We start from the raw sequence: 19,275 nt of genomic DNA, 5'->3' as shown, positions 1-19,275 counted from the left end.
TTAAAATCTAAAGTAAAGGAAAGGATTATAACTTTCATTTACCAGATAGGTCGTAGATAGTATTAAAAGTGCTAAATACATCATAGAAATAGCTATGGCCTTTAATCCCTTTCTCTTATTCTTTATGCTTTCAAAAAGGCCCTTTAAAAGAGGCAAGGAGCAAAGACTTACTGCTATAAATAATAATAAATTAGTTTTTATAAAGTATAAAGACTGTTTATCGTAAAGCCCATTGCTTCCAAAGCCAAACATTATTCCAATGTATTTAAAAGCGCCCCATAAACTCTCAAACTCAAAGAATACCCAACCTACTATAACCACTAAAAGAGTATAAACATGAAATAATACTCTTGGTAGCTTATCTAACCAAGACTTTAAGAACATTTTTTCTAGGGTTATGAAGAAGCCAAAATATAATCCCCAAAATATAAAGTTCCAATTGGCTCCATGCCATAATCCCGTTAAAAACCATACTATAAAAAGATTTCTATACTGCTTTGTTCTTTCGCATCTATTTCCTCCAAGAGGTATGTACACATATTCACGAAACCAGTCTCCTAAGGAAATATGCCATCTTCTCCAAAATTCAGAAACGCTTTTAGATATATAGGGATAGTTAAAATTCTTCATTAATTCAAAGCCGAACATTTTTCCAAGGCCTATAGCCATATCGGAATATCCACTAAAATCGAAATATATCTGAAAGGTAAAGGCAATTATACCAAGCCAAGCTGATAATACAGTAATCTCTCCAAAGGAGGTAGCTTTTACAGTTGTCCAAAGTAGTCCTATATTATTGGCTAAAACAACCTTCTTAGCTAATCCTATAATAAATATCTCTACGCCTTCAGAAAACTTTTCTAGGCTTTCCTCTCTGTGCTTTAGCTGTTTTTCCACATCCCCATATTTTACTATAGGCCCTGCTACCAGCTGTGGAAACATGGTTACATAAGTTCCAAAGGATATTATATTTCTTTGAACCTGAACCTTCTTTAAGTAAACATCTATAACATAGGACATGGTTTGGAAAGTATAAAAGGATATTCCTACAGGCAGAGGAAGCTTTGATGCTACTATGTTCAAACCGAACACGCTATTAATATTATCCACTAGGAACCCGTAATATTTGAAAAAAGATAGTATTCCTAGGTTTATAATAACAGATAGTATAAAAATTATTTTCTTTTTGATAATATGTTCATCATATTTGTGTATAAGCAATCCACATATATAATCAAAAACCGTAGTGAATATCATTAAAACTATGTATAAGGGCTCTCCCCAGCCATAGAAAACTAGACTAGCTATGAGAAGTACTAAATTCCTTAAGGGCTTAGGCGATATGTAATATAATAGTAAAGTTAAGGGCAAAAATTTAAATATAAATATTAAACTGCTGAAAACCACGCTAGTCCACCTCTTCTCTATATAGCCAGAATTTATTTAAAGCATTCATCAAAGGCACTGCTTATCTTATCCACATCCTTTGAAATTGCAAATAAAATATAATTGTCCTTAGTCTTTAAAATACGCTTTTCTATTAAAAAGTATTCGTCAGGTAAGTAATCCTTAAAGGCCTTACTCTGAGCCTCTATTCTTTTTTCTATTTTCTCTTTAATAGTGTTTAAGCTTTTCTCATCTTTAAGCTTTAATATAGCGATTTCCTCTGCTTTAAGGTTTGAAGGTGCTGTAAAAAGTACAAACTCTGCCATCTCATCGCTGCCTATGTCATATAGCTTTTTTAGTTTATTTTCATCTCCCACCTTCATATTGGATAAGTCTGTGGAAGCTTTTATCTTTTCGCTTATATCCTTTACGGAAGGATTTTTTCCTTGGGGCTTTTCAGTTTTTCCACAGCCCCCGAAAATCCCCACAGCCATAATTAATGATAATAAAAGCAATATAATTTTTTTCATGTTTTTTTCTTCCTTTCCTCTATAACTACTTTATTGTAATGAACTTTCTAGATAGTCCATCCATTTTTTATAAAAATTAAATTTGGGGTGTATACCGTCTGGTTCGAACAGCTTAGCATCGTTTTTTAATATGGTTGCTATATTTAAATAGCTCACTTCTTTTTCTATGCACAACTCCATTAAAGCCTTGTTGAATTCATCTATTCTTGAATTAATTAGATTGGGTCTGCTAGCTTCCTTATTTTTATCTATAGGTAATATAGATTGTATAAATATATCACTCTGGGGCAAATTTTCTTTTATATGGTCTATGAAATCAGCATATTGCTTTATAAAAGTAACCTTGTCCATACCGGATTCTAAATCATTGGTACCTAGTAGAATAAATATATTTTTAACCTTAGCAGACTTTAGCTTATCTATACTTTTTTCTGCTTTGGCTATGGTTAAGCCCTTTTGTCCTATAACTCTAGATTCATCTATAAATTCATAAAAGCCTATGCTCTCTGTAACAGAATCTCCTAAAAATAAAGCTTTTGTTTGAATATCTTCATCTTTAAGCTTTTTTAATATGATATTTCCTCTATCATCAGGAGTTTTGTTTATGCTTTCTTGCTGCTTGTCCTTTGAAGGAGCGTCTTGAGATGCTTCAATACTCTTATCCACTTCTTTTGCTATTGTTTCTTTAGATGGTTCATTTTGTTCACTACTGCTATTTTCCTTACTGTGAGCATTAGTACTAGAAAAAATATAATTTTTTAAAAACAAGATTGAAGACACAGTAATTATTAGGGCTATAAATACAACTAAAGCTCTACCATAAATTTTTATTTTTCTTCTTTTGCTACCTTTTCTCATATTTTCCCTCCAAAGTATGACATAATGCATGATTTACATCTTTTTTCTACTAAAAAATTATATTACTTTTTGCTGATTTGTAGGTTACATTTAGATTACAAAAACGGGACCTTATTTAATTCTCATCTTATAACCTTTCTCTACAAGTTGTAGTATAATTATACTACAACTTGTAGAATAAAAAGTCAATGCATAAGTACTATTTTTGCTATAGTAAACATATAGTTTCCTATAGAGAAAAATATGAGGATAATATAGCTTCCTTGCTACATTATCCTCATATTTCCCTTTGCTTATATTAAACGATTTCATATTTTGCTTTTTTAAAAATGACACAAAATTTATTATTCTTTAGAAAATTAAACTATAAATTAGATGAGCTGATATCCCTGCCATTAATCCCCCAATAGTGTGGCTTAATATAGCCTTTCCTGTGAGCTCTCTGCATTTTAAAGCATCCATCATAGCTACATGAGTGCTTAAATAGCCGCTCCAGCACATTCCCATAGCAGTAAATACCGCAATTTCGTTACCACCAATGAGTCCTTTAGATAAGAAGTTTGGAACTAAGCTTATGGCTGCTCCTACAGCTCCTAGAGAAGTTATAGGGAAGGCTATTGCTTCTGCACTCTTAAAGCCTAAAAGCGGCTCTATGATAAAGGATATCTTGCTTCCTATCCAAGGCAGCACAGGTACACCCTCAAAGGCCGCTCCTGTATAAACTCCTTTAGCGCTAGGTCCATTAGTAAGCATTAAAACCAAGGTACATATGATAAGCACTCCTGGTATTATGGACATCCCCATATCCACTCCGGTCTTACCACCTTCTAAAAGAGAAGCTAGAATTCTAGAACCTACTCCCCCTTCTCTTATCTCCCTATAATTTAATATATCTATATCCTCATCTTCTATATCTATAGCAAGTTGGTTTTTACCATAAACTTTTTTTGTAAACCTAAGCATAAGTCTAACACTTATTATGCTGCCTATAATCGCTCCTAAGTTTCCTATTAAGGCTGCTAATACAAAGTTTTCATTATTATTAGGCTTTTGAGCCATCATAAAGGTGGTGACTATAAGTCCCATACCAAAGGCTGTACCTAAATTTGTAAGGGCAGGAATCTGGTATTTCTTAAAGTATCTTTTAAAGCCTTTATCCTCTGCCAAGGTTATAATGGCTGGATTATCTGATAGATAAGTAGTAACCATCCCTAAAGCTGAAGCTCCTGGAAGGTCGTATAAAGGCTTCATTAGAGGAGACAATATTTTATTTATTATAGCTATTACCCCAAATTCTGATAAAACTCCTGCTAAGGCCCCTGCTATTACAGCTATGGCCATTATAAAAAATACAGTGTTTAAAAGCAAGTCATGGCCAGTTTTCATGATGGTATTAAACATATTAACTGCGCCCATTTTGCTTCCCATGAAAATAAAAAATACTAAAAAGAAAGTCAATGATAGTAATCCTTCTAAACTAATAGCTTTTTTTACTCTTTTGCCATTATTCATGTTTTAAATCCCCCAAAAAATAATATTAAACCATTCCAATGTTCCCCTCTAAAAATATATCCCCCAAAAATCGACCTCCTCAAACAATATATGATACCATATTATTCTTTAAAACTTTAAATATTCCTCCTGTGAAAAACAAATTTTATTTTTTGTTTTTGGATATACGCAAAATATTTCAATTAGTTCATCTAGAAAGCATAAAATTAAAATCCTCAGATGGCAATCATCTGAGGATTTTATTAAATCAACCTACTTATTTCTTATTATAAATATAAAAGCTATGTTCATATTTATTTTTTTCATCCACTATGCCTTTGCTGCTATATACGATTTCCCATTGGCTCTCGTCATAGCTTGGAAAGTATGCATCTCCTTCAAAGTCTTCATTTATCTTAGTTATATATAATTTTGATGTATAGGGTAGAAGGAATTTATATATTTGAGCTCCCCCTATTACAAAATGTTCTTTTTCATCATCTATTAAATGTTTTAGCTCATGAATTGACCTTACTACTTCTACTCCCGGTAAATCTACCTTGTAGTTTTCATCCCTAGTTAAAACTATGTGCTTTCTATCCTCCAATAATTTAGGAAGAGATTCAAAGGTCTTTCTGCCCATTATAACGGTATGCCCTAGAGTTCTTTCCTTAAACCACTTCATATCATTAGGTAATTTCCAAATCAATTGATTATCCTTACCTATAACATTATTATTAGCCACTGCCACAATTGCACTTAACATTTATACAGCCACCTCCATTTTTATTGAGGGGTGATGCTTATAATCTACAAGCTTTATATCCTCAATAGTAAAATCATAGAAATTCTTAATATCAGGATTAATCCAAAGCTTTGGAGCCTCATAAGCTTCATTTTCCCTAGTAAGCTGAAGCTTCATCCCCTCTATTTGATTCTCATAGATATGTGCATTATTTATAACATGGGTAAATAATCCTGGCTTATAGCCTGTAACTTGAGCTATAAGATGGGTAAGTACCGCATATTGGGCCATATTAAAAGGGCAGCCTAAAGGCATATCTGCAGACCTTTGCACCAACATACAATTAAGCCTTCCATCGGTCACATCCCAAAGAGTCATAAAAGCACAAGGATGAAGGGTTCCACCATCTAGGTGTGGAATTTGCCATAAACTCATAATATGCCTTCTACCCTGTGGATCTTTTCTAAGGCCTTCTATTAATTTATTCACCTGATCATATTTATTAACCACCCAGCCGTAGGCTGTGCCTATGGTTCCATCTTCTTTCACCCACTGATCCCATATGTGCACATTTTGCTCTTGAAGCTTTTTTACGTCGTTAGATTGATCTTTATATATCCATAAAAGCTCTTTTACTGCAGTTTTAAAAGCCACAAATTTAGTAGTCAATATAGGAAATTCTTGCTCTAAGTTGAACTGCATTATCTTATGTGGAAGCTTATAGGTAGGTGTGCCTGTTCTGTTTTCTGCTTCATAAAATCCATGATCTAAAATATCCTTTATTATCTGTAAATATTGTTTATCTGCATTACTCACACTTATCCACTCCTTTTTTTAATTTTATCCACAAAAATGTGGACAATGTTAGTTAATATGTTGATAACTTTTAATGCTGGTGACAAAAAAGCTGAGCATCTGAGGTGTTAAAAGTAGTTTTTTGTCAACATAAGAACTTTAATATTACATGTTATCATTACTTGTCCTATCGATTTATCCACATTTTTTGAAAGTTATGCACAATTTCTGTGTACAACTTGTTAGTATCGTTGTTAATTTACGTTAATAACCTGTTAAGATTGTAAAAGATACATTTTTATTTTGTATTAAGCTTTATTTTACAAACATAATTTATTAACAAAGTACTCTTATGCTAAAATAATTATATCATAAATTGAAACTTTTAACTTTAGAAAGGATTTCCTATTATCATATAGAATAAAATCTTTTAAGGGGTGATAAATTTGAATTTAAATACTTTAAGCCATATAGCGAAACACATAAATGAAAATAATATATCCTGGTGCATAGGTGCATCATTGCTCCTAAACTTTCATGGCCTTGTGGATAACCCCCAAGACATGGATATAATTGTGGATAAGTTTCAAGCAGAACAACTTACTTCCCTCTTAAGCTCTTTGGGAAAGATAGGCCCCAAAGGAAGTCTTTATCCCTATGCCACAGAGCATTTTTATCAATATATAGTAGAAGATTTATCTGTTGACATTATGGGAGGCTTTAAAATCCTTCATGAGAAAGGTGTATACGAATTTATTTTAGACTCACAGTCTATAGTAGATTACAAGGATATAAATGATGTTTCAATTCCGCTTTCCTCCTTAGAAGACTGGTTCGTATTATATCAACTAATGCCCAATAGGGAACCTAAAGTAGCTTTAATTGAAGATTATCTAAAATCTAAGGGAGTTAAGCACAGAAAACTTCTAGAAAGAGCCCTAACTCAACCTCTACCTGAAAAAGTTGAAGCTAGAATTATTAAGCTTCTTAAGGAGGCTTGCCAATAATGATAAGAGGCTTTGAATGCATCGGTGGCGGATTATTCCAAAACAGACTTTATATTTTAAAGTATAACGATAATATTATTTATAGATTAAATGATGGAATCTATAAGAAAAATGCGTTAACTGGTACTATAGAAAAAATTTATGAGGAAGCTGTAAATTCCTTAACATTAGCGAATAATAAGCTTTACTTTATAAAAAATGGTGAAGTATATATGATGGACTTAGATGGAAATAACATTGAAAACTTACACCTTGAACTTGGTTTTTATAACGACCTTTGTACTATGAATGATAAGCTTTATATTAATAACATAGCCTCTGAAAGAACTTACAACATAAATCTTAAAGACCATAGCCTAGATACAATATTGAATAGAGTGACCTTATGTTTTACTGTAGACGAACATAACGATAAATACTTTGTAGATGATCAAAAGGCTTATCTTATAAAAAAACCTTTTTCCACAATTATCTGTGAAACTAACGGGGCTAATCAGCTTTTTGTGGATAACTCTTGTGTATACTTTACCCAACCTGATAAATACTTTAGAGACTATGATATGGAAGAAGAGGTGAATAACTATATATACAAGGTTAAAATAAAGAAAAATTCTACCCCTACAGAACTATGCCAAGATAACGTAAGAGAAATGTGTTTATATAAAGATTGGATTTACTATTCTAATAAAGATGACGGCTATGCTTTATACAAAATTAAAACTGATGGCAGCTTAAAAACAAAATTGAATGATGAAAACACCTTATTTATAAATATTTTTGAAGATGAACTATACTATTTTCATAATATACCCCCAAAGGACATAGCTGAAAAAGAGGACGAGCTAGTAAGATTTTTAAGTGGAGAACAAATAGAGCAATATACTTCTCTAAACCTTCCTGAGGATGAAGCACCTACAGCTTGGAATGATCACAATGATATTATGAACCTAGCAGTAAATAAATACCTAGAGTATCTAAAAAAAGAAAATAAATTTATATTGAAAAGTATAAAAATATAGATGCCAGGTACCTGTAGACTTCAAGACCCTACAGGTACCTGGCATTATTGATTTTATTTTAAATAAAGAACTTCAAAAGAAACAAAGCTCCTATAATATATGTGGCTAAAGAAACATCCTTAAACTTTCCTGTGGCAACCTTTATGAGCACATAAGATATCATTCCAAAGGCAATACCATCAGAAATGCTGTAAGCCAAAGGCATTATTATTATTGTAAAGAAAGCTGGTATAGCTTCAGTAAAGTCTACTAAATCTATTTCTTTTATAGGTTCTAGCATGAATAAACCTACTAAAATAAGAGCTGGTGCTGTAGCCGGCGATGGTATCATTATGAATAATGGAGATAAGAATAATGCAATTATAAACATTACTGCTGTGGACACAGCTGTAAGTCCAGTTCTTCCCCCTTCTGCTACTCCTGAGGCACTCTCTACATAAGCAGTTACCGCACTAGTACCAAATACAGCTCCTAGAGTTGTACCTATAGCATCTGCTAATAAAGCATGTTTAGCTCTTGGTACATTTCCTTTTTCATCTATCATATTAGCCTTTGTAGCTACTCCAACTAAGGTTCCTATAGTATCAAATAAATCCATAAATAACAAAGTAAATAGTACTACCAGCATATCTAAGCTGAATACATGGTTCCACTCAAACTGCATGAAAGTAGATTTTATGGATGGTGGCATACTTACGAAGCTAACAGGCACCTTAGTTATTCCCATAGGTAATCCTATGATGGTGGTAATTATTATTCCTATAAGCAATGCACCTTTTACATTTCTAGCTATGAGTATGCTTGTTATTACAATACCTATGATAGCTAATAAAGCTATAGGCTCTTTTAAATTTCCAAGAGCTACTATAGTTCCACCCTCTTGGTGTATAACAATTTTTGCGTTATCTAATCCTATGAAGGCTATGAACAATCCAATACCTACAGAAATAGCTTTCTTTATATTAAGAGGTATACAATTTATGATAGCTTCACGAACATTAAAGGCTGTTAAAAAAATAAATATAATTCCTTCTAATAAAACCGCTGTTAAAGCAAAGTTCCATGAATATCCCATACCCTTCACTACAGTAAAGGCAAAGAATGCATTAAGCCCCATACCTGGTGCTGCGGCAAAAGGTAGTTTAGCGTATAAACCCATTAGCAAAGTAGTAATAATAGCTGCTAAGGCCGTAGCTGTAAATACTGCTCCAAAATCCATGCCTGCTTGGGATAATATAGCTGGGTTAACCACTAATATATAAGCCATGGTCATGAAGGTTGTAATTCCTGCTAATATCTCTGTCTTTATATTTGTATTATTTTCCTTCAATTTAAAAAAGGACTCAAACATATAAACCCTCCTATAATATGAGATTGATTTTCAACACAATTTAAAATATTACTATTAAAAATTAATTATGTCAATAGATTTACGAATAATTTTGTATTAATATAAGATATATTTCGTAAAATGCTTTTTTATTGACGATTTTTGTCTTAATTTTTCCTGCTATATAATTATGAAATTAGTTATTGACAATTACGTAGCGGAATGAACTATACTAAAATTAATAAAAGTACTTTTAAAAAACAAATTATGAAATGGGGCCTTTTAATGAATATAAGAGATATCTCTAAAAAATATAATATATCTGTAAGAACTATAAGGTATTATGAAGAGTTAAATTTAATAAAAGCTGAAAGAAACTCTTCTAACATAAGAGAATTTTCTCAGGTAGAAATTAATAAGCTAGAGATAATACTTATTTTAAAAAGCTTGCACTTTTCTTTAATAGAAATAGATGGGCTTCTTAATAAGCATGATGAAAAAGACTTAATAGGTCTTCTTGAGGAAAAAGCTCATGAAGTTCAGAAAGAAATAAACACTCTAAACAACACAAAGCAAAGCCTCTACAGTATTATGACCTTAATTCACCAAAGAGGGCTTGAGAAGCTAAATATAATGGATTTTATTAAAGAACAGATTTATATAAACAAAAATAACGAGAGGATGTTAGTTATGAACAAAGATGAGTTAATTATAGAAATAGGCGAAAAGCTAATCCCTTTTGCCGATAAACAGCAAGATGGAAGTCTGCTTGATGCTATAAAGCTATTAAGAGAAAAAATGGACAAAGAATCCGGATTCAAATTACCTCTAATAAGGGTTAGAGATAACATAAAAGACTTAAAGCCTTTTGAATTTAGAATTATGAAAGGAAGCGATACACTGATTAAAAAGGATCTAGAAGGAATGAATATACTTAGCTGTAGTTCTATAATTACGGAGGAGTTAAGCCTTAAGTATGAGGAACTTAATAGATAACTTTTAATAGGCAACAAAAATATACTTCAGTAATTTTGCTGAAGTATATTTTTTATGGTTAATTTTCTAAAAACATTTTTTTAGGCTGATTTTTTAAATATTTTTCATAAATACTATAGGCTATATACAAAAATATCAATCCAAGCAAAATGGAAACCAACGCATTTCCTAGAGGGTTAAATACAAAAATATAATCTGTAACACCAGTGAATGCTACTATAATAACTATGAAATTATTTAAAAAGTGTGCAAATATACATAGGTATAAAGATCTTGTCTTAAAGTATATATATCCAAAAATTAATCCAATAAAAAATGCATTCACTCCCTGATGTAGATTAAGATGAATTATGCCAAATAGTAGAGAGGAGAAAAATATAGCCTTTTTGTAATCGTATCTCTTTAAAATCCCAGATAGGATCATTCCTCTAAACAAAAACTCCTCGAATATAGGCGCAACGAAAACTATATAAAGAGCACCAATAACAATATCTCCTCCTTTAATTCCCTCTGCAAACCTTACTAATGTATCCGACACTGAAATTAAATCCACTAAGGCTCCAATACTGCCGCTATATATATTAAAATAAGCTAGGATTATAAGTAGCAGTAATACTAAATGAATAGCTTTAATATTGAATCTCTCTTTAATAGTTATAGGTTCCTCTTCAAAAACCTCAGTATATTTTCTAACCGCTCTCTTTACCATAAAAAAATATACAATAATATTCAAAACAAAATCAACATAGAGAAGCACCCTTGGACTTCCTAAAGCATAGTTTAAAATCGCATAAGGCATCAATATTAGTGATCTAAGTATATCTACATACAAAACTAAACCCAAAGCCCGCCAAAACCCTAAGGCTCTTATACTTATCTTCCCCTCTTCCATCCTTTCAAATAGATTCATTTTTACCCCCTTATACCATTATTTATATATCCTTAATCTTTTATTATAGACTTTAGTTTTTCTATCTGCGCATCTCTTCCATCTATAATATCTTTTGCAGTTGTATATACTTCTATATCTGGAAATAAGGTATTATCATCATTTTTCTCCTTATCAGGTCTTATCCACTTTTTATGGGAGACAGAGAAAACTAGCTTTGCATTAGGGGTTTGAAAGCTCAATATATCACCATAGCTAGAAGGGGCATTGCCTGTAGGCTCTCCTAAAATAGTTCCTAGTTTATTATCCTTAAAAATTACTCCAAACCAATTAGCAGAGCTAAAGGTGATATTAGAGGTTAAGATATAAACCTTTCCTTTAAAAATTAAGTTTTTATTCTCTATCTTTTCATTCTTCACCACATTACCATTAAAATCTTTAATTCCTGATTCCTTTTCATAGCCTCTTTGTTCTACAGCCTCTTTTGAATATCTTATGGTACCTGAAAAGTCCTTATATTGCTTTACATCTAAGTACTTTACGAATTCATTTATTACCCTGGAGTCCCCTCCCATATTATTTCTAACATCTATAGCAATATTCTTTATGTTCTCCTTATAAACTTCTTCAAAAAAGTTATTTAAAAATGTCTTATAGGAGCCATTAAGAGAACATTGATTTATAGTAAAGACTCCTAAGGAATCTTCCTTATATATATTATAGCTAAACCAAGCCCCATTTTTATCACTGCTATTTGCTTTTTCAGAGCGAAAACCCAATAGATAATCTCCTCTTTTTCCATCTCTCTCAACGGTTATAGGGACTTTATCCTCTTTTAACATATCTAAATGCCTTAAAAAGCTTTCCTGTATTATATCTATTGGCGTAAAAACCTTTATAAAATAGTCATTTTCCGAGGGTATTATTTTTTTCATTTCTTTTAATAATTCCTCTTCCCTTAGGTTTCCAATGCTTAGTATTTTGTCCCCTTTCAATAAAGGTGCCGCATCTGCACTTACATAAAGTCCTTCCTTAAGCCATACCATAGGCAGATTAAGCCTTCTATCCTTCTCCGTGCTTTGTATGCTTATTCGAGTATGAGCATCTTCAAAGGAGGATACCACTTCATTTGCTATAAAATAAAACTCTCCCACATTCATAGGATTGTTTATTCTGCTATATGCATTTTCTATAAGCCTTTCCTGCTCCTTTGAAAATCCCTGTATAGATTTTGGATGAACATTTTTAAGCTTCTCAATGATATAATCCATGTCTGCCTTCATTTCCTCCAAGGACATTATACTATCTGCAGGCTTTTGAGGAAGAATTACAGGAGCTGAAGGTGATTCTGAAATAGACTTAAAGGTTCTAGTCCTAAAATTAAGTATATATATTAATCCTGCTATTAACGCTAACAAAGTCAATCCTGATAAAAGTACTGCTCTTTTTTTCATAAATACACTCCTTTGTATGAAACATCAAAGTCATATACTTAATTATAAGTTATATTCTGGAATAATTCTATAAAAAAATAGATAAACAATTTTTAAAAACTGTTTATCTAAATACTTTGACTATATAAAACTTTTTACTGGGTCTTTCTTAATTTAAAGTCTTCATTCCTAGAAGAAATATAAATTATCACCACAAACATCATTGCCCCTCCAAGTATTGGAAGTATATAGGGAGGTAATACATTTATTAAAGCTCCAGACAATATTAATGCTATGGGTGCTGTAGTTTTTACAATACTCATTAAAAGACCCATAACTCTTCCTCTGATATGATCTGGTATAGTCTTTTGTAATATATAAGCTATAGGTACATCTATAAAGGATATAACCACTCCCATTAATCCCTCTGCAACACAATAGTAAACTGTAAAAAAAGTTTTATTAGCTGTATTGACAAAGGGCAATACTGGTATAGCCGCAATAATCATACCTACACAAAGTAATATACTGGTAAAAGCTATAAGCTTATAATAATTAAATTTATCAAATATCTTGTTTATTATGATAGCTCCTATTATAAGCCCCACAGGAAAAGCCCCTTGTATTAATCCAAAAGCTTTATCTCCTAACTTTAAAATATTATTTATAATATAAGGTATAGGCACAGTTAAAGCTAGACTAATAAAGAAATTTAGTGCAGTAAAATATATACTTAAGGTTACATTATCCTTTTTTCCAAGCAAAAATTTAAGTCCTTCCTTTATATCCTCCACCATATTTATTTCTTTTTTCTCCAGACTTTCTTCCTTAACATTGAACCTAAAGTTTATAAACATTTCTGATATACCTGACATTATAAAAGATATACCGTTTAATATAATAATAGTTCTCATATCCGTAAAAGCGAATACAACTCCACCTATCATAGGTCCACAAATAGAGCATAAGGAGCTTATTATTTTACTTACAGCATTTATATCCATAAGTTTTTCATCTGAAACTATATTAGGCTTTCCTGCTTCCATGCTTATATCAAATATGGCGGTAAATACTGAAAGAATGAAGGTGCTAATATAAATTAAAGTGGTATTTAAACCATACATGGAACTTAGCAAGTATATAATCACTAACAATATACCACTAAAGATGTCCATCCCCACTACCAACAGCTTTTTATTAAAGCGATCTGCCATTAAACCTGCAAAAGGATTTATTAGAACCATAGGCAATAGCCCACAAGCTAAGGTGGCTGCAAAGGATAGTCCAGAACCTGTTATTTTTAGCATATAAAGCCCTATGGTAAAGGTGTATATGGATGAACCTAGTAGGGATACTAACTTACCCGCAGAAAATAATATGAAATTTGCATTTTCCTTAGAATTATTATTTAGCTTTGATGTTAACTGAGCAGTAGTCATTTTAATCCTCCTCTATTTATAGAGAAACAAAGGTCAACCTTAACTTGTACATATTTCAAAATGGCATCTTTAAGCCATTATGGTGCATATATAAGTTAATAGTTGAACTTGCTTCTCTAAATGAAAATTTTGTAACATTTTAATTTCATATATAGATAGTTTATAGTTAAGAAAAGATCAGCTTAGGGGAAACCATAAAAATTTATTTTAGACTTTTCTATAAGAAAAGTTTCCTTGACTACAAACTATCTTTCATCTAAATTAATTATAAATAATAGGCTTAACACCATCGCTATAGGTATTTTAAAAAATTTTTACCTTAAAACAAAGAAAAGATAGGGTTAACCCTACCTTTTTCCATAAAGTATATAAGAAAATACATATTCTCCTTTTTTAAAATAGCTTTCATAAACTCCACCTTCGTCTAAGGACTCTGAAATATGCTCCTCCATAGGCTTATATCCTAGCTTTCTTATCTCTTCCTTTATATTATTAATCATAAAATGTTTTCTATACTTTACATCAATAATATTATCCATTCTAAAATTCTTAAATGAAAGGTAGGAACCTATTAAATAAGAGTTATCCTTAAAATAGTGGTCCATAGCTTTTAATAAAAACTCTTCATTACTAAAAGCATAATTGCTAGTTCCCGTATAATCAAAAATTATATCAATAGCTTTATGTTTTAAAGGCAAATGTAAAAAGTCAGCGCATATAAACATAACTTTCTTTTTAATACCTGAAGCTTCTATTATAGCTTTCAAAAATTCCTGCCTCTTAATATCATGATCCATAGCTATATAAGTCAAATCGTCAGGAAGACTTTCATATATATATCTAAGTAAAAATCCCATACCTGAACCTAGATCTATAGCTACTTTCCCCTTAAATTCCTCTAAGTTTATCTTTTTATAAGTCCATTCTAAGCCTATAAACATCTTTGTAAGATAATTAGGACTAGTACTATTAATATATTCTTCTATGTATGCATAGTTATTCCTATCTCCGCTATGCTCTAAGAAGGTGTTGCCTATTAAAATTCCATCATCTATAATATATTCTTCTCCACAATGGCACCTAAGCTTGCCACTTAATATTTGATTGTTAGATACCTGAGCATCATGAAGAACTAAATCTCCTCCACATTTTGCGCAGGAAAAAAGATTTAACGCTGTGATGTCAATACCTAGCTTAAGCCCCGAAGCTTGGGTTTTAGTAGAAAGCCTAGCTATTTCCTCCTGGAGCTTTTCCTTTACCTCCTTTAATTCTTCCAGTTGTTTCACTACACTAGCGTACTTATTGTCAAAAAAAGCTTTATAATAACCATCTTGCTCATAGGGTGTAAGCTTTGCTAGTCTTTTATATAAAAATATAGATTTTATTTCACTTAAGGAAAAACCTAATTCCTTTAAATATATTATATCCGATAAATCCTTTTGGCATCTTTCATCAAAATCATATTGACCGCCTTGTTTTTCTGGTACTATAAGTCCTAAATCCATATAATGTCTTATAGCATCAACGCTGAGATTATTCTCTGAAGAAAACTTGCTGATCTTCATTATCCTATCCCCCATATCTATAAAATAGCTTATCTCTACTTCTATAATTAAATATACCATAAAACATGATGTGTAATAAAAATAACTCATATTATTTCAACAATCTTCCCGCAGAATTAAGCTTAACCTTAACCTTTAAATCTATAATGGCCTCTTCAAAAGAAGAATTTAGAGTTTTTAGCTTATTGCGCCCAAATTTAGCATAAGAAAACTTTTCAATATCAAATACATCGATCTTATACTCCTCTTGGGCCTTCTTGATAATAGCCTTCAAATTTTTCTCTAGCTCCTGCTCAAAGCTTTTCTCTACCTCCTCTATATCTTTCTTATCTAAAGCCACCTCTGTATGTTGTGTATCTAGCTTAATTTCGCCTTTTATATTAACTCTTATATCATATTTTATCTTATTGTCTACGTAGGAAACCTTTACCTTACGCCTTGAAGTACCATAAATATCTATATACTGATTTTTAATAGGTGTCATATTGCTTAGATAAGACTTTCCTTTGTGATTTCTTAGAAGATTTACGTATAATGCTTCATTTATGGGAATAATTCTAATCAGCATATCCTTATCAAAGACTGCAAGTCCTGATATTTTCACTATATCCTTTTCTTGTTCTATGTAGGGAATTATCATCCTCCTGCCTTCTTGATAATACATATAAAGTATATCTTTTAACTGATTTTTTTTATTAAAAAAATAGGCATCTGCTGAAGTTTCAATCATTCCTTCTAAGGCCTCAGAACTGGTGATATTTGATTTTGGTGTTAATCTTAATATATCCTCTGCCTTCCCTTTACATATGGCTACTACAGGAGTTAAGCTCCTTTCATAATCCCTTACATAAGAATCTAGTAAATCTTTAATACCTATTCGCGCCCTTTGCTCTCCTATTAAATATATTCTAACATTGCTTATTAAGGTTTTTTTAGGTATCCTTAAATGTCTATCATTTCTATTTCCGTAAAGGGTATTTCCCAAAGAAGAAATTACATTTTTTTGAATAGTTTTATTACCTCTAAAAAGCAAATACTCTATAGAATTTACATAAAAATCATTATCAACATCATATCCACTTCCTGCAGTCAAGGTTAATTTTTCAATAGGTACCCTATCATAGCATCCTCCCATAAAAAGCAAGGCTGACAGTAATATAAAAATTTTAATTCTTTTCATGAACTTCACCTGTCTTTTTCATAAAGCTTAAAATAAGTGTTAATGAACTCCAAAGCACAATAAATATTATTTGAAACTTCAAAGTTTTATTTGCAAAACTGCGTCTATTAGCCTCCGGAACCAGTATAAAAGTTACTAGGAATACAAGAAGTGAAGATAAGACACAGGCTTTTTGATAAGGCATCCTTGTAAGCTTTGAAGCACAATAGGATACTACAAATTGTTCGCAAGCAAGAGTTTTAATTATTACTCCACTCCATAGAAATAAAAATAGGGATTCAAGGTTTGATATTACAGGCAGTTCCCTAGTACCTACAAGAAATACCAGTGGATACTCAAGCTTAGAAGCTAAATTCCATCCAATACAGCCTATGGTTATAAATACTGTAAAAGTATAGATAAATATGGTTATTATACTTCCCATAATACCTGATTTAAGAGTTTTACTTTTATCTGTAACAAAGGATATAGAAAAAAATATCACCTCTATACCAACATAAGCCTCAAAGCTCCCTGGAACAGCTTTTAAAAGGCCCTTTACATCATCTACTATGGGTAGAAGGTTAGTACTGCTTATATTATTTATAAACAATGCAGGCATCAGTAAAAGTATCAAGGTAATATAAAAAACTAGCTCTGTTAATCTTCCTACGTTAGTTAATCCGTTCATAGTAGTTATAATTAACAATAATAAAGTGAAAAAAATGATAATGTAAGGTGAAAAAAAAGTTAGTATAAAAGATTGCAATACATTAGCAAAGCCTGCCAATAACAAAGCCTCTGTAACTATATAATGAATAAAAAACAAAATAATAAAAACATAGGATAAAGTTTTGCCATAAATTTTTCTGCACATTTCAAAAAAATCTACATAATTAACATTCTTAAATATTTTATTAACTATAGTTATAAGATATATAGGATAAGCTCCCCCTAAGAATGCAGCTATCCATCCAGAGTGGTGAGCTTTTTCGCTGACATCCGCTGAAAGAAATAAAATACCTATACCTATCATTGCCCCTTGAACCAAAAATAAATATTGATTTTTAGTTATAGAGTTACTCACCTTGCTCATCCTGATCTTCCCCCTTGTCAGTTATCTCATAACTCTTAGGCTTTTTAATTGTCCTCATTAAGGGGAACCTGATTAAGAAATCCTTTAAATCCTTTTGCCTTACAGGAGCTATAGGTGAAAAATAAGGAACTCCAAAGGATTCCATCTTAATTAATACAATCAACATTAGGTAGACCCCAAATATAACTCCATAAAATCCAAAAATCTGCGCCAATAAAAGCAATGGAAATCTCAACAGCCTTATAGATAGTGCCATTTCATAATTTGGTATCAAAAAACTTGATATTACAGTAATAGCTACTACAAACAAGGTAGAATAGCTGGCTAAATTTGCCCTGGTGGCAGCATCACCAATAACTAGTCCTCCTACTATAGCAAGAGTAGTTCCTATGGGACTAGGTAGCCTCAGTCCCCCTTCCCTCAAAATTTCTACTGCTAGCTCCATGCCTAGAATTTCAAAAAAGGGCGGCAAGGGTATATTAAGCCTTGAGTCTATTAGAACCGCTACCAGCTTAAAGGGTAAAAGCTCTGAATTATAGGCTAATACAACTAAGTAAATGGGGTCTAAAATTAGTACTAAAAATACTCCTATTAATCTTAAAATTCTTGAGAATGTGGCTATAAAGACCCTTTGAGAATAATCGTCAAAGCCTTGAAAAAACTCAATAAAGGTTGCAGGGACTACAAGGGCTGAAGAGCTTTCTGCTACTAATATTGATGCTTTTCCTTCTAGCAGATCCGCAGCTACCTTATCTGGGCGTTCTGTACTTTTAGCAGTGGGAAAAATATTCAATGTATAATTATCAATAAACTGCTCTATAAATCCTGCTGACAGCATAGAAGGAGTTTTTACTGAGGATATCCTTACTTTTATGTTTTCTAATACTTTTGCATCAATAATCCCATCTATATACACTAAATATACTGGTGTTTGAGTTATATCTCCTAGGATGTATTTATCCACCTTTAAACTATGGCTTGAAATTTTTCTTTCCAGCATGGTTATATTCATTTCTATATTTTCCACAAAGCTTTCTCTAGAAGCTTTTACAGATTTTTCTGTAGAAGATTCCTCAATAGCTCTATAATTATCGCTAGCAGTGTTACAAATAATAGCCTCTGCATATCCCTCTATTAAAATAATAGATTTTCCCTTTAATAAACTAGCACATAAAAATTCTATACTTTCTGACCTTTCACAACTGCTTGAAACTAAGTATTTCATCATAAGCTCTGATAGTAAGTTTTTATCCTGATTTAAAGGCTTCTTGATAAAAAATAATAGAGGATGTACAATGCATTCTTCAATATATCTTCTATCTGCTATATGGTTTACATATATTATGAAGCATCTAATACCTTCATTAATGATGATTTCTTTCTTAGTAAAATTATGATTATTGAAAAATCTCATGGTTATTTCATTAACATTATCTAATAAATCTATAGTTAACAATTTTTTATTCATAATCTCTCACCTTTAAATTAGTATTAAAACCTAAGGCAAAGTCATGTACCACCAGCTGAGCTGGTGGCT

17 protein-coding genes are annotated in these 19,275 nt (G+C 31.6%); 3 read left to right on the top strand and 14 right to left on the bottom strand.

What is annotated here, in order from left to right; genetic code table 11:
- The 6 genes from BN2665_RS04355 to BN2665_RS04330 form a co-directional block, all read right to left on the bottom strand.
- Positions 1 to 1,407 carry an MBOAT family O-acyltransferase gene (locus tag BN2665_RS04355; protein WP_055665901.1) on the bottom strand — a complete coding sequence of 469 codons (1,407 nt, stop codon included), beginning with the start codon at positions 1,405 to 1,407 and terminating at the stop codon, positions 1 to 3.
- A 32-nt stretch (positions 1,408 to 1,439) separates the two neighbouring features.
- Complete coding sequence (locus BN2665_RS04350; RefSeq protein ID WP_055665900.1) at positions 1,440 to 1,916, bottom strand: DUF4358 domain-containing protein; 477 nt, start codon at positions 1,914 to 1,916, stop codon at positions 1,440 to 1,442.
- Positions 1,917 to 1,946: 30 nt separating this feature from the next.
- Positions 1,947 to 2,774 carry a GDSL-type esterase/lipase family protein gene (locus tag BN2665_RS04345; RefSeq protein ID WP_055665899.1) on the bottom strand — a complete coding sequence of 276 codons (828 nt, stop codon included), beginning with the start codon at positions 2,772 to 2,774 and terminating at the stop codon, positions 1,947 to 1,949.
- 351 nt (positions 2,775 to 3,125) lie between these two features.
- Positions 3,126 to 4,286: a CD0519/CD1768 family membrane protein gene (locus BN2665_RS04340; protein WP_055665898.1), complete on the bottom strand. Its 1,161-nt coding sequence runs from the start codon at positions 4,284 to 4,286 to the stop codon at positions 3,126 to 3,128.
- A gap of 256 nt (positions 4,287 to 4,542) precedes the next feature.
- The gene (locus BN2665_RS04335) at positions 4,543 to 5,031 is read right to left on the bottom strand and encodes a dihydrofolate reductase (protein WP_055665897.1); all 489 of its coding nucleotides are present in this window, start codon (positions 5,029 to 5,031) and stop codon (positions 4,543 to 4,545) included.
- Positions 5,032 to 5,826 carry a thymidylate synthase gene (locus tag BN2665_RS04330; RefSeq protein ID WP_055665896.1) on the bottom strand — a complete coding sequence of 265 codons (795 nt, stop codon included), beginning with the start codon at positions 5,824 to 5,826 and terminating at the stop codon, positions 5,032 to 5,034.
- 425 nt (positions 5,827 to 6,251) lie between these two features.
- Here BN2665_RS04330 and BN2665_RS04325 point away from each other — a divergent pair, with 425 nt between their 5' ends.
- Entirely contained in the window at positions 6,252 to 6,812 is a 561-nt protein-coding gene (locus tag BN2665_RS04325; protein ID WP_055665895.1) for a nucleotidyltransferase family protein, read from the top strand.
- Positions 6,812 to 7,831, top strand: coding sequence for a DUF5050 domain-containing protein (locus BN2665_RS04320; protein ID WP_055665894.1), 1,020 nt, complete (start codon positions 6,812 to 6,814; stop codon positions 7,829 to 7,831). The genes BN2665_RS04325 and BN2665_RS04320 overlap by 1 nt, the downstream gene beginning before the upstream one ends.
- Positions 7,832 to 7,889: 58 nt before the next feature.
- Here BN2665_RS04320 and BN2665_RS04315 read toward each other — a convergent pair whose 3' ends face one another.
- Positions 7,890 to 9,182: an NCS2 family permease gene (locus tag BN2665_RS04315; protein ID WP_055665893.1), complete on the bottom strand. Its 1,293-nt coding sequence runs from the start codon at positions 9,180 to 9,182 to the stop codon at positions 7,890 to 7,892.
- Between the two features lie 264 nt (positions 9,183 to 9,446).
- On the opposite strand from BN2665_RS04315, the gene BN2665_RS04310 reads away from it, so the two are divergent.
- The gene (locus tag BN2665_RS04310) at positions 9,447 to 10,157 is read left to right on the top strand and encodes a MerR family transcriptional regulator (protein WP_055665892.1); all 711 of its coding nucleotides are present in this window, start codon (positions 9,447 to 9,449) and stop codon (positions 10,155 to 10,157) included.
- Between the two features lie 58 nt (positions 10,158 to 10,215).
- Here BN2665_RS04310 and BN2665_RS04305 read toward each other — a convergent pair whose 3' ends face one another.
- From BN2665_RS04305 to BN2665_RS04275, 7 genes are all read right to left on the bottom strand, one after another.
- Positions 10,216 to 11,067, bottom strand: coding sequence for a CPBP family intramembrane glutamic endopeptidase (locus BN2665_RS04305; protein WP_055665891.1), 852 nt, complete (start codon positions 11,065 to 11,067; stop codon positions 10,216 to 10,218).
- Positions 11,068 to 11,099: 32 nt separating this feature from the next.
- Positions 11,100 to 12,500, bottom strand: coding sequence for a S41 family peptidase (locus BN2665_RS04300; RefSeq protein ID WP_055665890.1), 1,401 nt, complete (start codon positions 12,498 to 12,500; stop codon positions 11,100 to 11,102).
- 134 nt (positions 12,501 to 12,634) lie between these two features.
- Positions 12,635 to 13,918 (bottom strand): MFS transporter, encoded by a 1,284-nt coding sequence (locus tag BN2665_RS04295; RefSeq protein ID WP_055665889.1) that lies wholly within the window; start codon positions 13,916 to 13,918, stop codon positions 12,635 to 12,637.
- Between the two features lie 347 nt (positions 13,919 to 14,265).
- On the bottom strand, positions 14,266 to 15,483 hold the full coding sequence (locus tag BN2665_RS04290) for a MerR family transcriptional regulator (RefSeq protein ID WP_055665888.1): 1,218 nt from the start codon (positions 15,481 to 15,483) through the stop codon (positions 14,266 to 14,268).
- Between the two features lie 91 nt (positions 15,484 to 15,574).
- Complete coding sequence (locus tag BN2665_RS04285; protein ID WP_055665887.1) at positions 15,575 to 16,663, bottom strand: Ger(x)C family spore germination protein; 1,089 nt, start codon at positions 16,661 to 16,663, stop codon at positions 15,575 to 15,577.
- Positions 16,650 to 17,738: a GerAB/ArcD/ProY family transporter gene (locus BN2665_RS04280; RefSeq protein ID WP_055665886.1), complete on the bottom strand. Its 1,089-nt coding sequence runs from the start codon at positions 17,736 to 17,738 to the stop codon at positions 16,650 to 16,652. Before BN2665_RS04280 ends, BN2665_RS04285 begins: the two co-directional genes overlap by 14 nt.
- Positions 17,722 to 19,206 carry a spore germination protein gene (locus tag BN2665_RS04275; RefSeq protein WP_055665885.1) on the bottom strand — a complete coding sequence of 495 codons (1,485 nt, stop codon included), beginning with the start codon at positions 19,204 to 19,206 and terminating at the stop codon, positions 17,722 to 17,724. The genes BN2665_RS04280 and BN2665_RS04275 overlap by 17 nt, the downstream gene beginning before the upstream one ends.
- Positions 19,207 to 19,275 lie beyond the last annotated feature (69 nt).

Source organism: Desnuesiella massiliensis (assembly GCF_001403615.1).
Lineage (GTDB): Bacteria > Bacillota > Clostridia > Clostridiales > Clostridiaceae > Desnuesiella > Desnuesiella massiliensis.
Note: the sequence above shows the minus strand (reverse complement) of the source record. Positions and strands in the feature narration are given on the sequence as shown.

What these genes read in the sequence shown, in the direction of transcription:
- BN2665_RS04350 (WP_055665900.1), bottom strand. Translation starts at nt 1,916, where the DNA reads ATGAAAAAAATTATATTGCTTTTATTATCATTAATTATGGCTGTGGGG.
- BN2665_RS04345 (WP_055665899.1), bottom strand. Translation starts at nt 2,774, where the DNA reads ATGAGAAAAGGTAGCAAAAGAAGAAAAATAAAAATTTATGGTAGAGCT.
- BN2665_RS04340 (WP_055665898.1), bottom strand. Translation starts at nt 4,286, where the DNA reads ATGAATAATGGCAAAAGAGTAAAAAAAGCTATTAGTTTAGAAGGATTA.
- BN2665_RS04335 (WP_055665897.1), bottom strand. Translation starts at nt 5,031, where the DNA reads ATGTTAAGTGCAATTGTGGCAGTGGCTAATAATAATGTTATAGGTAAG.
- BN2665_RS04320 (WP_055665894.1), top strand. Translation starts at nt 6,812, where the DNA reads ATGATAAGAGGCTTTGAATGCATCGGTGGCGGATTATTCCAAAACAGA.
- BN2665_RS04315 (WP_055665893.1), bottom strand. Translation starts at nt 9,182, where the DNA reads ATGTTTGAGTCCTTTTTTAAATTGAAGGAAAATAATACAAATATAAAG.
- BN2665_RS04310 (WP_055665892.1), top strand. Translation starts at nt 9,447, where the DNA reads ATGAATATAAGAGATATCTCTAAAAAATATAATATATCTGTAAGAACT.
- BN2665_RS04305 (WP_055665891.1), bottom strand. Translation starts at nt 11,067, where the DNA reads ATGAATCTATTTGAAAGGATGGAAGAGGGGAAGATAAGTATAAGAGCC.
- BN2665_RS04300 (WP_055665890.1), bottom strand. Translation starts at nt 12,500, where the DNA reads ATGAAAAAAAGAGCAGTACTTTTATCAGGATTGACTTTGTTAGCGTTA.
- BN2665_RS04295 (WP_055665889.1), bottom strand. Translation starts at nt 13,918, where the DNA reads ATGACTACTGCTCAGTTAACATCAAAGCTAAATAATAATTCTAAGGAA.
- BN2665_RS04290 (WP_055665888.1), bottom strand. Translation starts at nt 15,483, where the DNA reads ATGAAGATCAGCAAGTTTTCTTCAGAGAATAATCTCAGCGTTGATGCT.
- BN2665_RS04285 (WP_055665887.1), bottom strand. Translation starts at nt 16,663, where the DNA reads ATGAAAAGAATTAAAATTTTTATATTACTGTCAGCCTTGCTTTTTATG.
- BN2665_RS04280 (WP_055665886.1), bottom strand. Translation starts at nt 17,738, where the DNA reads ATGAGCAAGGTGAGTAACTCTATAACTAAAAATCAATATTTATTTTTG.
- BN2665_RS04275 (WP_055665885.1), bottom strand. Translation starts at nt 19,206, where the DNA reads ATGAATAAAAAATTGTTAACTATAGATTTATTAGATAATGTTAATGAA.